This window comes from Aquitalea sp. USM4 (genome assembly GCF_004328945.1).
GTDB classification, from domain to species: Bacteria; Pseudomonadota; Gammaproteobacteria; order Burkholderiales; family Chromobacteriaceae; genus Aquitalea; species Aquitalea pelogenes.
Window position 1 is genome coordinate 3,774,641 of record NZ_CP029539.1, and the last position, 15,580, is coordinate 3,790,220.

The window sequence follows — 15,580 nt, forward strand, 5'->3', positions numbered from 1 at the left end:
CATTGCAGCGCCTGCACCGCCCTTGCCCATACGGCAGGGGCGCGGGGACGGCTGCGCCCTGAACAAGCCAAACACAGGAAGCACAGATCATGACTTCATCCCGACAACAGCCCGGCTGGCTGCACATTGGTGCCGGTTCCTTCCATCGCGCCCATCAGGCCTGGTATCTGGATCAGCTGGCCAAGCAGGGCCAGCCCGCCTGGAAACTTTTGCTGGGCAATATCCGCGCCGACATGTCGCCACTGCTGGAGCAACTGGCCGCACAAAACGGCGTGTACACGCTGGAAACCATCTCCCCGGCAGGTGAGCACCGCTATGAGGAAATCAACGCCATTCAGGCCGTCATTCCATGGGATGACCAGTTATCCGCGCTGATTGCGGCTGGCGCGGACAGCAATACGCGGGTGATTTCCTTCACGGTGACCGAGGGCGGCTACTACCTGGACCAGCATCTGCAACTGGACACCGCCAATGCCGACCTGGCGGCCGACCTGCAAGGCGGCCTCAACACCATCTACGGTGCGATTGCCGCCATCCTGCGCACCCGCATGGCAGACAGCGGCACGCCGGTCACCCTGCTCAACTGTGACAACCTGCGCCATAACGGCGAGCGCTTTCACAGCGGGCTGAAGCAGTTCTTGCAATTGCGCGGCGAAACCGGTTTGCTCGACTGGGTGGACAGCCATACCAGCAGCCCCAACTGCATGGTGGACCGCATCACCCCGCGCCCCACGCCAGAAGTTGTCGCGCGGGTACAGGCGGCCACCGGCAAGCACGACCCCTGCGCCATCATGGGCGAGTCCTTCATCCAGTGGGTGGTGGAAGACAACTTCATTGCCGGTCGCCCGGCGCTGGAGGCGGTAGGCGTGGAAATGGTGGAATCGGTACTGCCGTATGAGGAAGCCAAAATCCGCATCCTCAACGCCAGTCACAGCTGCATTGCCTGGGCCGGCACCTTGATCGGCCTGTCCAGCATAGACGAGAGCACCGCCGTGCCGTCCATCCGCCAGATGGCTTTCGATTACGTCACCCAGGACGTTATCCCCTGCCTGAGCCCCAGCCCGCTGGATCTGGCGGCCTACCGAGACACCGTGCTGGAGCGCTTTGGCAACCCGCACATCCGCGACAGCAACCAGCGCGTGGCTGCTGACGGTTTCTCCAAGGTGCCGGGTTTCATTGCTCCCACCTTGCAGCAATGCGTGGCGCGCGGCGCGGTGCCGGAGGCCACCTGCATGCTGCCGGCACTGTTCTTCCGCTTCCTGCAACGCTGGCAAGCCAATAAACTGCCATACACCTATCAGGACGGTATCATGGACGCCGCTGCCTGCCGCCAGATGCTGACCGCCGCCGACCCGGTGGCCGCCTTCTGCGCCGACCCCATGCTATGGGGCAGCCTGGCTGGCACAGCTCAACTGGAAGCGCCGCTGCGTGCGGCGCTGCAAAAAGTCGACCAGTGGCTGGATGGCATGCAGGCAGGCTGATTCGGGCAATCCGCTGGAGAGAGCGATGTATCTTGGAATTGATCTGGGCACCTCGGAAGTCAAGGTTGTCCTGCTGGATGAGGCTGGCAGCCTGCTGGCCGTCGCCGGGGAAAGCCTGAGCGTATCCCGGCCACGGCCCGGCTGGTCCGAGCAGCAGCCGGAAGACTGGTGGCAGGCCACCGGCAAGGCCATTGCCAAACTGCGTGACAAGGCCGGCGCGGCCTTTGCCGGCGTGCTCGCCATCGGCCTGTCCGGCCAGATGCATGGCGCAGTGCTGCTGGACGAGCACGACCGGGTATTGCGCCCGGCCATTTTGTGGAACGACTTGCGCAGTGTGGCCGAATGCCAGGCACTGACGGCTGCTGCGCCGCGTCTGCACCAGCTGGCAGGGAACCTGGCCATGCCAGGCTTTACCGCGCCCAAGCTGTTGTGGGTGGCACGTCATGAGCCAGAACTGTTTGCCGCCACCGCTACCGTACTGCTACCCAAGGACTACCTGCGCCTGCGCATGACCGGGGCCAAGGTGTGCGATACCTCGGATGCATCCGGCACCTTGTGGCTGGATGTAGCCGAACGCGACTGGTCGGACGAATTGCTGGCCGCCTCCGGCATGCGCCGTGATCAGATGCCGCAACTGGTGGAAGGCCTGCAAGCTGCGGGCAGCCTGCTGCCGGAAGTCGCCGCCGCCTGGGGCCTGGGTGATGGCGTCATCGTGGCCGGTGGTGCTGGTGACGGTGCGGCCAGTGCAGTCGGCATCGGTGCAGTGGAGCCGGGGGATGGTTTCCTCTCGCTTGGCACCTCCGGCGTGATGTTTGTGGTGGACGACAGTTTCCGCCCCAATCCGGCCTCCGCCCTGCATACCTTCTGTCATGCCCTGCCCGGCCGCTGGAACCAGATGAGCGTGATGCTGGCCGCCGCCAGCTGTCTGCGCTGGTTCTGCAAGCTCACCAGCGTGGACGAAGCCAGCCTGCTGCAGGAAATCGAAGCCATGCCGGACGAGGTGCGCGCCAGTGCGCCGGTATTCCTGCCTTATCTGTCCGGCGAACGCACTCCGCACAACGACCCATTCGCCCCCGGCGTGTTCTGGGGCCTGACCCAGGCGCACGACCGCGCCGCGCTGGGCTATGCGGTGCTGGAAGGCGTCAGCTTCGGCATGGTGGATGGGCTGGATGCGCTGCGTGCCGCCGGCAGTCAGGTCAGCCAGCTGTCGCTGGTGGGCGGTGGCGCGCGCAGCCCGTTCTGGGCACAACTGCTGGCCGATGCGCTGCAACTGGACATTGTCACCCACGTGGGCAGTGAAGCCGGTGGTGCACTGGGCGCCGCCCGGCTGGGCTGGCTGGCTGCGGGCGGTGATATCGCCACCGTATGCACCCGCCCGCCGGTGCAGGCCGTGTATCAGCCGGATGCCCTGCGCCATCAGGCGCTGCAAGGCCGTCTGCAACTTTTCCGTGACATCTACCGGAACCGACCGGTTCCGCATCAAGAGGCCTGAGCATGAACTTGCTGGCACAACTCAAGCAATACACCACCGTGGTGGCCGACACCGGCGACTTCCAGCTGATCCGCCAGTACGCACCGCAGGACGCCACCACCAATCCCTCCCTGATTCTCAAGGCGGCCCAGCAGCCGGCCTACCGCCAGCTGGTACTGGATACGCTGGCAGACAAGCGCCAACTGCCTGTCGAGCAGCAGATCGACGCACTGCTGATTGCCTTTGGCCTGCGCATTCTGGACAGCGTACCGGGCCGGGTCTCCACCGAAGTGGACGCCCGCCTGTCTTTCGATCGCGCCGCCACCGAGGCCAAGGCACGCCAGCTGATCGCCCTGTATCAGGCTGCCGGGGCGGATACTTCGCGGGTGCTGATCAAGATAGCCGCCACCTGGGAAGGCATTCAGGCCGCCGCGGCGCTGGAGCGCGACGGCATTCACTGCAATCTCACCCTGCTGTTTGCCCCGGTACAGGCCGCCGCCTGTGCCCGCGCTGGCGTGCGCCTGATTTCGCCTTTTGTCGGCCGCATTTACGACTGGTACAAGAAAACCGCCGGGGCCAGCTGGGACGAAGCCGCCCACACCGGCGTCAACGACCCCGGCGTGCGTTCGGTACGACGCATTTACGCCCTGTTGCGCCAGCAGGGCTTTGCTACCGAAGTGATGGGGGCGAGCTTCCGCTCCACCGGGCAGATCCTGGCACTGGCCGGTTGCGACCTGCTCACCATCAGCCCGGATTTGCTGCAACAGCTGCAACAGGCGGATGGCGAGTTGCAGCCGCAACTGCATGCGGGCATGGAGCTGGGGGAAGACACCCTGCCCGCCAGCCTGCTGGACGATGCCGTCAATGAAAGCCGCTTCCGCTTTGCGCTGAATGAAGACGCGATGGCTACCGAAAAGCTGGCCGAGGGCATCCGTCTGTTTGCCGCCGATACCGAAAAACTGGCGCAGTGGCTGCAAGCACTGCCAAACGATTGAGTGCAGGAGAACTTCATGTTTCTGGTTTGTGGAGAAGCGCTGTTCGACTTTTTTGTCGATCAGCCCGCCAGTGCCGACTGCTGGCCACAACTGCGTTATCAGGCGGTGCCGGGCGGCTCGCCTTTCAATGTCGCCATCGGGCTGGCGCGGCTGGGCCAGCGCGCTACCCTGTTCAGCGGCGTTTCAGAGGATTTCCTTGGCCGGCAGTTGCTTGCCGTGCTGGAACAGGAAGGCGTGGATTGCCGCCACCTGCAACACCGCCAGCTGCCCACCACACTGGCGCTGGTGGGGCTGGATGCCGCTGGCAAGCCGCAATACAGCTTTTATGGTGACAAGGCGCCGGAAGCCAGCCTTAGCCTTGCCGACCTGCCGCAGCTGGACGATGCGGTACAGGGGATTCATGTCGGATCGTATGCGCTGGTGAGCCACCCCACCGGTGACAGCCTGCAACAGCTGGTGGCGCGCGAAAGCAAGCAGCGGCTGATCAGCCTGGACCCTAACATCCGCCTGAACGTGGAGCCGGACCTGAACCGCTGGCGCAGCGTGCTGGACTTCCATGCCAACCATGCCCATCTGATCAAGGTGAGCGACGAAGACCTGCAACTGCTCTACCCGGACCTGCCGGTGGAAGAAGCCGCCCGCCGCTGGCTGGGCGGGCAATGCAGTCTGGTTATACTGACCCGTGGCGGCGATGGCGTCACCGTGTTCAGCCCGCACCACGGCGAATGGTCGCTGCCGGCCCTGCCGGTGGACGTGGTGGACAGCGTGGGCGCTGGCGACACCTTCCAGGCCGCCTTGCTGTGCCATCTGGCCGAGCAGGGTCTGGCCAGTCCGGCCGCGCTGGACAGCCTGGATAAAGTGCAAATCAATACCCTGCTGCAATTTGCCATCCGCGCCGCTGCCATCACCTGCTCGCGCCGTGGGCCGGACTTGCCACGGCGCGCAGAATTACCAGCCGCCTGAGCTTCTATCACAAAGCCCGGTCAGCCACTTGGCTGCCCGGGCTTTTTGCGTGCGATACCCCAAACCCCCACCATTCACCGCTAACAACTCCGGCCGATTGCCCATTCCCCGGAAGGATTATTTCTTGGCGTTATATATCCGGGTATATTACGCACTCGTCCCTCATACCGGAGTGCCCGATGAAAGCAAGGCGGATTGCCCTTTCCCTGTGCAGCATGTTGCTGGCAGGACATACCCTGGCCGGGGAAATCACTGTTTCTGCCGCCGCCAGCCTGACCAATGCCTTCAAGGATATTGCCCAGGGTTTTGAAGCGAAAAATCCGGGCAGCAAGGTCAACTTCAACTTTGCCGCTTCCGGCGCGCTATTGCAGCAAATGGCCAAGGGAGCACCGGTGGATGTGTTTGCCTCGGCCGATCAGGAAACCATGGACAGCGCGGTAAAGCAGAAACTGGTGAACAGTGCCGACCGCAAGGACTTTGCCCGCAATACGCTGGTGCTGATTGTGCCTGCCGACAGCAAGCTGAAGCTGCAACAACTGTCCGACCTGCAACAGGCTGCCATCAAACATGTGGCACTGGGCGTTCCGGCCAGCGTGCCGGTAGGCCGCTACGCCAAGCGGGCGCTGGAAAATGCCCGCCTGTGGCCAGTGGTGGAGGCCAAGGCCATCAACACCCAGAACGTACGCCAGTCGCTGGATTACGTAGCCCGTGGCGAGGTGGAAGCCGGTTTTGTCTACCAGACCGACGCCGCCATCATGCCGGACAAGGTGAAAGTGGCGTTTGCCGTGCCGCTGGATGAAACCATCAGCTACCCGGTGGCACGCACCACCAGCGCGGCCAACGCCGCCGAGGCGCAACGCTTTGTCAGCTATCTGTTGTCGCCTGCTGCCCAGGCCATTCTGGCCCGCTACGGATTCAGCAAACCCTGACCATGACTGACTGGATGAATGACCCGGCCTGGACTGCACTAGGCCTGTCGCTGCGGGTGGCGGGCTGCGCCACCCTGCTCAACCTGTTGCTGGGGGTGGGGGTAGGCTTGTTGCTGGCACGTGGCCGCTTTCCCGGCCGCAATCTGCTGGACACCTTGCTGACCCTGCCCATGGTGATGCCGCCCACCGTGCTGGGTTATTACCTGCTCACCCTTTTGGGCCGGCGCGGCCCGCTGGGTGGCTGGCTGCAGGAGCAGTTCGGCATCAACCTGATCTTCACCTGGCAAGGCGCGGTGATTGCAGCCGCGCTGGTGGCCTTTCCCCTGGTGTACAAACCGGCAAGAGCAGCATTTGAAGCGGTGGATGGCCAGCTGGAACAGGCCGGCCGCGTGCTGGGTATCTCGGAAATCGGCATTTTCTTTCGCATCACCCTGCCCTTAGCCTGGCGTGGAATACTGGCTGGCTTGCTGCTGGCCTTTGCCCGCGCACTGGGTGAATTCGGTGCCACGCTGATGGTGGCGGGCAGCATTCCCGGCAAGACCCAGACCCTGTCGGTGGCCATTTATGAGGCTGTACAAGCAGGACAGGACGACAGTGCCAACCGGCTGGTGCTGGTGACATCGCTGGTTTGTGTGCTGGTTTTGCTGCTGGCCGGCAAGCTGGCTCCGGGCCGGGTGGCGGAGCGCTGACATGACAACACCCCGTTTTGATCTTTCCATCTGCCACACCCTGCACAGCGGTCAGCGCAGCTTCTCGCTGGACATTGCATTGCAAAGCAGTTGCCAGCAACTGGTGGTTTTCGGCCCGTCCGGGGCGGGCAAAAGCCTGCTGCTCAAGGCCATTGCCGGCCTGCATCGTCCGGATGCCGGCCATATCCGGCTGGACGGCCGCTGTCTATTCGACAGTGCAGAGGGCATTTGCCTGAGTCCACAGCAAAGGCAGCTGGGCTATCTGTTTCAGGACTACGCGCTGTTTCCACACCTGAGCGTGCGGCAGAACATCGGCTTTGGCCTGCAGCGCGGCTGGCTCAACCCCGGACGCCGCCGCCAGCTGGAGGCTGTTGATTACTGGCTGGAAGCTTTCGGCCTGCAATCGCTGGCCGATCAACTGCCGGCCACCTTGTCCGGCGGCCAGCGCCAGCGCACCGCACTGGCCCGCGCGCTGGTGGCCCAGCCGCGTGCATTGCTGCTGGACGAACCGTTCTCCGCACTGGACCCGGCGCTACGTCAGCAATTACGCGGCGAGCTGGCCGAACTGCTGCAACGGCTGTCCATTCCCATGTTGCTGATTACCCACGATGCGGCAGACGTGCGCGCCTTCGGCCAGCAAACCCTATACCTGCAGGAAGGCAGGCTTGGTCAGCCACCTGCGGACCTGACGGAGACGCCCCATGGATGATTTCCGGCAACAACAGACCTTCCGTCTGCTCAGCCGTGCGGTGCTGGGTGTGCTGCGCAATGCGCAGGATGGCGAGCTGCCACTGTTTGCCTGGACACTGGGCCTGTCGCAAGCAGACTTGCTGGAAATGCTGTCCGCCTGTGCGCCAGAACTTGGCACCATGGAAGCCTTGCCCGATGCCCAGTACCAGCAACTGCTGGCCCAGCGCCCACCCTTGCATAATGATTTGCTGTTCATGCTGCTGGCCAACCGCTCGGCGGCGGAAAATCCGCAACATGGGCGCTGGCTGGCACATGCAGTGGCCGTAGCCAGCCTGGGCAGCCGCCACCTGTGGCAGGACATGGGCCTGTCGTCCCGGCAGGAGCTGAACCAGCTGTTGCAGTGCTATCTCTACCCCTTGCATGTGCGCAATCGGAGCGATGCCAAATGGAAGCATTTCCTCTATGCAGAGCTGGCAGAGCAGTTGGGTCGACCGGGCCTCAAGCCGCCGGAATGCCACAGCAATCAGAAGCGCACCGTTTGCCACCCATCCGGGACAGGAAATCTGACATGAAGCAACAGGACATCACCCTGCAAGGCGCATTGTGGCTGAACCTGGCCGGGGAAAAATTCGGCAGCCCGCAGCATCTGGCCTTGCTGGCGCAAATCGATGTCTGCGGCTCCATCAGTCAGGCAGCGCGCGATATCAGACTGAGCTACAAAGCAGCATGGGATGCCATCGACCACATGAACAATCTGGCTGGTGAGCCGCTGGTGGAGCGGCTGTCCGGTGGCAAGGGCGGTGGCGGTACCCGGCTGACCGCACGTGGCCGCCAACTGGTGGCCAATTACCAGATCATCGAGCGGGAACATCAGCAGTTCCTGCGCAATCTGCAGCGTCAGGCCAGCGGCATGGCCGACGACTTGCTGCTTTTGGGAGGCATGAGCATGAAAACCAGCGCGCGCAACCAGTTTCTGGGCAAGGTGGTGGCTGTCAAAAGCGGTGCGGTGAATGACGAAGTGGAACTGGAAATCACCGATGGTCTGCGCCTGGTGGCCGTGGTCACCCACGATAGCGTCGCCAGCCTGGGGCTGGAACCGGGGGTGACGGCCTATGCGCTGATCAAGGCTTCATCGGTGATTGTCGGCACCGAGGATGACGACATCCGCCTGTCAGCGCGCAACCAGTTGCGCGGCACGGTGAGCAGGCTGATTCCCGGCGCAGTCAATAGCGAAGTGGTGATCGAAATTGCCGCCGGGGTCAGCATCGCCGCCATCATCACCAATGGCAGTGCCGAAGACATGGGCTTGCAGACCGGCTGCAGCGCCACCGCCATCTTCAAGGCCTCCAGCGTGATTCTGGGCGTGCCGGGCTGACGCGACAGCACAACAAAAAGCCCATGTTGCGACAACATGGGCTTTTGCATGTTCAGAATGCCGGGTTTCAGACTTCCCAGTATTCCTTTTCCCGCCCGCCAGAACCGGGGTTGAGTTTTTCGTGCAGACGGCGCAATTGTTCCGGCTCGCCACGCACGCGGAACCAGCTGCCCTCTTCATCCGCCCGTTCCTCCAGCACCTGGCAGTGGCTGTAGATTTCCCCGCGCAGCTGCTGGGCCGACCACGGCAGCAGGATTTCATCCTCGGTCAGGTCTTGCTGGAAGAAAGCCACGATGCGGGCGCGCAAGGCGGACACATCTTCCGGACGGCGCGCACTCATCACCACGCAGCCGGGGTAACGCTGTTCCAGCTCGGCACGCCAGCCACTTTCGTCTGCCACATGGTCGATCTTGTTGAACACGCGGATACGCGGCACCTCATCAGCCCCGATTTCATGCAGTACGGTATCGGTCACTTCCAGCTGGCGTTCAAAGCCCGGGTCACTGGCGTCGATCACATGCAGCAGCAGGCCGGCATCCAGCGCCTCTTCCAGCGTGGATTTGAACGATGCCACCAGGCCGTGCGGCAGGTTCTTGATGAAGCCCACGGTATCGCTCACCAGCACGCGCGGCACGCTTTCCGGGTAGATGGCGCGCACCGTGGTATCCAGCGTGGCAAACAGCTTGTTGGCCACCAGCACTTCGCTACCGGTCAGTGCCCGCATCAGGGTGGATTTGCCGGCATTGGTATAGCCCACCAGCGACACCCCGGCCAAGCCCTGGCCCTGCCGTTCCAGACGGCGGGCACGCTGGGTCTTGCGTTCCAGCTCCATCGCCAGGATTTCACGTTGCAGTTCGGCAATGCGGTCGCGCACCTTGCGGCGGTCCAGTTCGGTATGTGATTCACCCGAACCACGGCCACCCATACCGCTACGCTGACGGCCTTGCGGACCGGCCAGCTTGGCCGCCTCGCGCAGACGCGGTGCCATATAACCCAGCCGGGCAATTTCCACCTGTGCCTTGGCCGCGCGTGAGCGGGCATTGCGGTGGAAAATCTCCAGAATCACCATGGTGCGGTCCATCACTTCGCAACCGACAGCCAGCTCCAGATTGCGCGCCTGGGACGGGGAGATTTCGTGATCCACCAGCAGTACATCAATGTCGATGGCGGACGGGTCCAGCCGTTGCTGCGCATCGTCCAGCTCGTCAGCGCGCAAGCCGCGATTGACATACATGTGGATTTCTTCCAGCTTGCCCACCCCCAGATAGGCGGTACGGTCAAAGCCGTTACGCTTCTGGACAAAGGTATGCACCACCTGAAAACCCAGGGTCTTGGCCAGTTCGCTCAACTCGGCCAGCGAGGAGGCAAACTCGACATCGCTGACTTCCGGCAACTGGACTGATGCGATGATGGCGTATCTGGGCTGTTCTTTGACTTCTGTTTCTTGCATGGGCAGATTGCTTTAACTTTGGCTGGCGAGCCGCGATTCTACCCGTAAATGCCCGCGCCCGCTGCCAAGATCGCAGCAGGCTTGACCCTGCCAGTCAGCCAGCCGATACTGCTGCGCCTCTGCCGGCTTTACCGCCGCTTCCATCATTCATTCTTCTTTACGTCTGTCCCGCTCATGCCATTCACCTCTCTGGGCCTGCAGCCCGCGCTGGCCGATGCCGCCACCGCCCAAGGCTATGCCACCCCCAGCGCCATCCAGCACGCTGCCATTCCCGCCATCCTGCAAGGGGGCGATGTGCTGGCTACCGCCCAGACCGGCTCGGGCAAGACCGCAGCCTACTGCCTGCCGCTGCTGCAACAATGGTTGAGCGACCACACAAGCAAGCGCCGTCAGCTGCGCGGGCTGATCCTGCTGCCCACGCGTGAACTGGCCATCCAGGTGGGTGCCACCCTGCACGAACTGGGCGACAGCCTGCCGCGCCATCCCAGGGTGGTGGTGGCCTATGGTGGGGTTTCCATCAATCCGCAGATGATGGCCCTGCGCGGTGGTGCCGACATCGTGGTGGCTACGCCGGGCCGCTTGCTGGATTTGCTGCAACACAATGCGCTGAGTCTGTCTGCCGTCAGCACCCTGGTGCTGGACGAGGCCGACCGCTTGCTGGACCTGGGCTTTGCCGCCGAAATCAACCAGTTGCTGGACTTGCTGCCGCCCTACCGGCAGAACCTGCTGTTTTCCGCCACTTTCCCGCCAGCGTTGCGCACACTGGCCACCCAATTGCTGCGACAGCCGCAAACCATCGACATTCCGGCCACGGCTGAAAATGGCCCAGCCATCCGCCAACGGGCCATCGAAGTGGATGCAGCGCGCCGTACCATGCTGCTGCGTCATCTGCTGCAAAGTGAAAGCCCGGAACGGGTGCTGGTATTTGTTGCCAGCCGCCACAGCGCCGAGTGCGTCAGCGGCAAGTTGCAACAGGCAGGCATCCGTGCCGCCGCCCTGCACGGCGACTGTAGCCAGGGCCAGCGCGGCCAGGTACTGGCCGACTTCAAGGCTGCCCGGCTGCAAGTGCTGGTAGCCACCGATGTGGCGGCCCGCGGCATCGACATTGCCCGGCTGGAGATGGTGGTCAACTACGACCTGCCGCGCTCACCTGCGGATTACACCCACCGCATTGGCCGTACCGGCCGTGCCGGTGCCAGCGGCGTAGCCATCAGCTTTGTCTGTGCCGACAACGCCGCCCACTTCCGCCTGATCGAGAAGCGCCAACAGCTCCAGCTTGAGCGGGAACGCATTACCGGTTTCGAACCGCAGGATGCGCCGGTGAGCACTCCGCTTGTCGACGGCAATGGCGGCATCAAGGGCAAGCGCATGAGCAAGAAGGACAAGCTGCGCGCGGCCCAGGCGGCCCAATCCTGAAACAGCCCTGAAGCCAGCCCCGGCGGGGGCTGCAATCAATCTGCAATGACAATTGAGTTTGCGATTTCCGCCATGTTAATATCATGAAGCCGCTACGGAAATCGCCAGCTCCACCCCTCTGAATCAGGCGCAACCGGGCCGGCAAACAATTCCCCCTCATCGCAGCACAGCACAGTACGCCGGTATTGGAGCGCTGATTGAAAAAGACTTTCGCCAGCAGTCTGGTCCTGCGCATGTGCGGATTGATCCTGCTGTCCATCCTGGTATTCGCCTTTGGCTGCTATCACCTGATCGTGCAGCGCACTGTCGACAGCCTGGCCCAGTCGGAAATGCAGATTTCCGCCCAGCAATTGCAGTCCCGCACCCAGCATTTGCTGTCCAGCGTGCAGGACACCTTGCGTGCCAGCCAGTCCTGGGGCCGCAACAGCACCTGGAACAGCCAGACCGAATGGCTGGCGGCCAATCGTCACGAATTGCAGCGCTTTAACGACTTCTTTTTTCCCATCATCGAAAATCACGCCGAGATAGCCTCGGTCAACATGGCACATCAGTCCGGGCGCGAAATCCTGCTGCTGCATGATGCCAACGGCGGCTGGACCAATCGCATCAGCGACCCGGCACACTGGGGCCGCACCACCTACTGGTTTTTCTGGGACCGACAACGCAGGCTGATCCGCAGCGAGACACGGCAGCAGGATTACGACGCCCGCCAGCGCCCCTGGTTTCGCAATGCCATGGCCAGCAACGATGACGGGGCCATTGTCTGGACCAGGCCCTATACCTTCTACACCACGCACCAGATCGGCCTGACTGTCTCCACCCGCTGGACCGCCAGTGACGGCAGCCGCTTCGTGATTGGCCATGACGTCAACCTGAGCAGCCTGTCCCGTCTGGCCGGCACCTTGCCTTCGGAACGCGCCAAAACCCTGGCCTTGCTGGATGAGCAGGGCCGCCTGCTGGCCCTGCCCTATGCTGATGGCCAATTGCAGCCGGGCGAGCAACTGCACCCGCTGGCCACGGTGAACAACGGCCCCCTGTCGCATGCCTATCCGCACTGGCTGCTGCGCAGCCAGCTGGCAGGGCAAGCCAGCCGCTTCACCGCAGGCGGGCAGGAGTGGTTCAGCCTGTTCCAGCCGATGACGCTTGGCGACCAAACCTGGTGGATTGCGGTGATTGCCCCCGAATCCTCCTTTCTGCCCGGCACCGCCAGCGACCTGATCCTGCTGGTACTGATCAGCATTGCCGCCCTGATTTGTGCCGGCATGGTGGCACTGCGCATGGCACAGCGCTTTGCCCGGCCACTGGAATTGCTGGCACAGGGCAGCGTTCGTTTCGGCCAGCTGGAGCTGCAACAGGCGGTCAGTCAGGATGCCCTGCAAGCCCCCTGGCTGGAAGTGCGCCAGCTGGCAGCCGCCCAGGAGCAAATGCGTCAGCAATTGCTGGTCAAAACTTCCGAACTGCAACAGGCCCGCGCCGAGCTGGAGCAAAAAGTGGTCGAGCGCACCAGCGACCTGCAACATCAGGTAGCCCTGGTGGAAGCACTGCTGGACACCATTCCCAATCCCATTTTCTACAAGGGTGCCGACACCCGCTTCATCGGTTGCAACCAGGCATACGAGCAGGCCTTCGGCATAGACAGAAGCAACTTCATCGGCAAACGGGTGCTGGAGCTGGAATACCTGCCGGCCAGCGCCCGCCAGATCTTCCAGCAGGAGGACGAAGCAGTCATTGCCAACTGCAGCCGCATTTCACGTGAAGAACAGCTGCGCTTTGCCGATGGGCAGTTGCATCACGTGCTGTATTCGGTAACCGGCTTCCGCCACGAGGACAGCACCCCGGGCGGGCTGATTGGCGTGATTGTCGATGTCAGCGCCATCAAGATTGCCGAGCAGGAAGCTCGTGCCGCCCGCCATCAGGCCGAAGCCGCCACCCGTGCCAAAGCCGAATTCCTGGCCAATATGAGCCATGAAATCCGCACGCCGATGAATGCCGTCATCGGCATGACCCAGCTGGCACTGCAAACCCAGCTTAGCCCGCAGCAACGCAATTATCTGGAGAAGGTCAATACCGCAGCCAATGGCCTGCTTGGCCTGATCAACGACATCCTGGATTTCTCCAAGATCGAAGCCGGCAAACTCAGTTGCGAGCAAACCGAATTCGCGCTGGAAGAAGTCATTGCCCGGGTGGCCGACCTGATGGCGCTGCGGGTGCGGGACAAAGGCCTGGAACTGCTGTTCGACATTGACAGCGCGGTTCCCGCCCGGCTGATTGGCGACCCGCTGCGCCTGGGTCAGGTGCTGAACAACCTGGTGGGCAATGCCGTCAAGTTCACCGATTCCGGCGAGGTAACGCTGAGCGTGCGGCTGGAGCGGGAAGAACAGGACAAGCTGACACTGCACTTTGCCGTCAGCGACACCGGCATCGGCATGAGCGCGGCCCAGCAGGACTGTATTTTCCAGGCTTTCTCGCAAGCTGACAGTTCCACCACCCGCCGTTACGGTGGCACCGGCCTTGGCTTGAGCATCAGCAAGCACATCGTGCAACTGATGGATGGCGATATCACCGTCAGCAGCCAGCCAGGACAGGGCAGCTGCTTCAGCTTTACCTGCCAGTTCGGCAAGGCGGATGCCAACGAGCCGGTACTGAGCACGCTGCCGGACATCCGTGGCATGCGTGCGCTGGTGGTGGATGACAATGCCGCAGCCCGCGAAGTATTCGTCCACATGCTGCAAGCACTGCAACTGGAGGCATGGTCGGTGGACAGTGGCGCGGCTGCCTTGCAGGCCCTGCAGCAGGCACAGGATGCCGGACTGCCCTATCAGCTGGTGCTGATCGACTGGAAAATGCCCGGCATGGACGGGGTGGAAACCCTGCGCCGCATCCAGGCCAATACACAACTGGACACCCCGGTATGCCTGCTGGCCACCGCGCACGATTGCGACAGCCTGAGCCAGGCTCTGGGCAACACCACGGTTGACGGCATTTTCAACAAGCCGGCCACCTTCTCCACCTTGCTGGACGCCATTCATACCGCCTGCCGTCATCAGCCGGCGCTGCAAGTCGGCAGCAATGCGCCGCGGCTGGATCTGGCACAGCTGCGCCAGTTGCTGCAAGGCGCACAGGTCCTGCTGGTGGAAGACAACCAGACCAATCAGGAAGTGGCGCTGGAACTGTTGCGTCAGGTCGGCATACAGGCTGATCTGGCCGAAAACGGCGCCCAGGCCGTGGCGATGGCTGCCGCCAGGAACTATGCCCTGATACTGATGGACTGCCAGATGCCGGTGATGGACGGGCTGGAAGCCACGCGCCAGTTACGCCTGGGCACACGTCACAACGCGAGCAAGATCGTCGCCATGACCGCCAATGTCATGGAAGGGGAAGAACAGCGCTGCCTGGATGCCGGCATGGACGACTACATCGCCAAGCCCATCGACATCCAGGTGTTTTACGCCTGCCTGCTGCGCCACTTGCGCCCCGGCATGCCGCAAAGCCTGCCCGGCAAGCTGCCGCTGCCCGGCAGCAGCCGCAGCAGCGATGTCGTCCTGAACCGCGATGCCGCCCTGCTGCGCATGGGCGGAGACACCACCTTGTACCAGCGCTTGCTGCATCGCTTCCGCGAGCGGGAAAGCGATGCCTGCCAGCGGCTGCAACAAGCCTTGCAGCAGGCAGACACCGAAACCGCCCGCCGCATCGTGCACAACCTCAAGGGCCTGGCCGGCAATCTGGGTGCGGACGCGCTGGCCGCCGCCTGCCGCCACGCGGAATACCATCTGGACAGCGACATCGACAGCCGCGATCAGGCCATCAGCAGGCTGGAGCAGCAATTGCAAGCCCTGCTGGCGCAGCTGGAGCAGGAGCAGACGCCAGCAGCTGCCATTCCGCTGGCCGGTGAAGACAGCATCCGTGTATTGCTGGATACGCTGGAACAACAACTGCGTGACGATGACATCCGCGCCAGCAAGACCGCGGTGGAATTGTTCCGCAACCTGGCTGATCACGAAGCCGCCGACGCCGCCGAACAGCTGTCACGTCAGGCGGGACAATATGAATACGAAGCCGCCTTGCAGCAGCTGGCACAGCTGCGCGCCCGGCTGCAAGCAAGCTGACCATGCATGCCAACC

At 63.0% G+C, this 15,580-nt stretch carries 12 protein-coding genes; 11 read left to right on the top strand and 1 reads right to left on the bottom strand.

Annotation, left to right across the window (positions count from 1 at the left end; translation table 11 throughout):
- Positions 1–89 precede the first annotated feature (89 nt).
- The 9 genes from dalD (at position 90) to DKK66_RS17405 (ending at position 8,593) form a co-directional block, all read left to right on the top strand.
- A complete protein-coding gene (dalD, locus tag DKK66_RS17365) occupies positions 90–1,481 on the top strand; it encodes a D-arabinitol 4-dehydrogenase (protein ID WP_131360090.1) in 1,392 nt (463 codons plus the stop codon).
- 25 nt (positions 1,482–1,506) lie between these two features.
- Positions 1,507–2,973 carry a xylulokinase gene (gene xylB, locus DKK66_RS17370; protein WP_131360092.1) on the top strand — a complete coding sequence of 489 codons (1,467 nt, stop codon included), beginning with the start codon at positions 1,507–1,509 and terminating at the stop codon, positions 2,971–2,973.
- Positions 2,974–2,975: 2 nt separating this feature from the next.
- A complete protein-coding gene (gene tal / locus DKK66_RS17375; RefSeq protein ID WP_131360094.1) occupies positions 2,976–3,947 on the top strand; it encodes a transaldolase in 972 nt (323 codons plus the stop codon).
- A gap of 15 nt (positions 3,948–3,962) precedes the next feature.
- The gene (locus DKK66_RS17380) at positions 3,963–4,910 is read left to right on the top strand and encodes a carbohydrate kinase (protein WP_131360096.1); all 948 of its coding nucleotides are present in this window, start codon (positions 3,963–3,965) and stop codon (positions 4,908–4,910) included.
- Between the two features lie 179 nt (positions 4,911–5,089).
- Complete coding sequence (gene modA, locus DKK66_RS17385; protein WP_131360098.1) at positions 5,090–5,839, top strand: molybdate ABC transporter substrate-binding protein; 750 nt, start codon at positions 5,090–5,092, stop codon at positions 5,837–5,839.
- Positions 5,840–5,841: 2 nt separating this feature from the next.
- Positions 5,842–6,528 (top strand): molybdate ABC transporter permease subunit, encoded by a 687-nt coding sequence (gene modB, locus DKK66_RS17390; protein WP_197077083.1) that lies wholly within the window; start codon positions 5,842–5,844, stop codon positions 6,526–6,528.
- A 1-nt stretch (position 6,529) separates the two neighbouring features.
- Positions 6,530–7,237: an ATP-binding cassette domain-containing protein gene (locus tag DKK66_RS17395; RefSeq protein ID WP_131360100.1), complete on the top strand. Its 708-nt coding sequence runs from the start codon at positions 6,530–6,532 to the stop codon at positions 7,235–7,237.
- Positions 7,230–7,790, top strand: coding sequence for a nitrogen fixation protein NifQ (locus DKK66_RS17400; protein WP_131360102.1), 561 nt, complete (start codon positions 7,230–7,232; stop codon positions 7,788–7,790). Before DKK66_RS17395 ends, DKK66_RS17400 begins: the two co-directional genes overlap by 8 nt.
- A complete protein-coding gene (locus DKK66_RS17405; protein ID WP_131360104.1) occupies positions 7,787–8,593 on the top strand; it encodes a TOBE domain-containing protein in 807 nt (268 codons plus the stop codon). The genes DKK66_RS17400 and DKK66_RS17405 overlap by 4 nt, the downstream gene beginning before the upstream one ends.
- A 67-nt stretch (positions 8,594–8,660) precedes the next feature.
- Here DKK66_RS17405 and hflX read toward each other — a convergent pair whose 3' ends face one another.
- Positions 8,661–10,043, bottom strand: coding sequence for a GTPase HflX (gene hflX / locus DKK66_RS17410; protein ID WP_131360106.1), 1,383 nt, complete (start codon positions 10,041–10,043; stop codon positions 8,661–8,663).
- A 174-nt stretch (positions 10,044–10,217) separates the two neighbouring features.
- Here hflX and DKK66_RS17415 point away from each other — a divergent pair, with 174 nt between their 5' ends.
- Together DKK66_RS17415 and DKK66_RS17420 are read left to right on the top strand one after the other, a co-directional pair.
- Entirely contained in the window at positions 10,218–11,459 is a 1,242-nt protein-coding gene (locus DKK66_RS17415) for a DEAD/DEAH box helicase (RefSeq protein ID WP_207389803.1), read from the top strand.
- Positions 11,460–11,656: 197 nt separating this feature from the next.
- Complete coding sequence (locus DKK66_RS17420) at positions 11,657–15,565, top strand: response regulator (RefSeq protein ID WP_131360108.1); 3,909 nt, start codon at positions 11,657–11,659, stop codon at positions 15,563–15,565.
- The last annotated feature ends 15 nt before the right edge of the window (positions 15,566–15,580 follow it).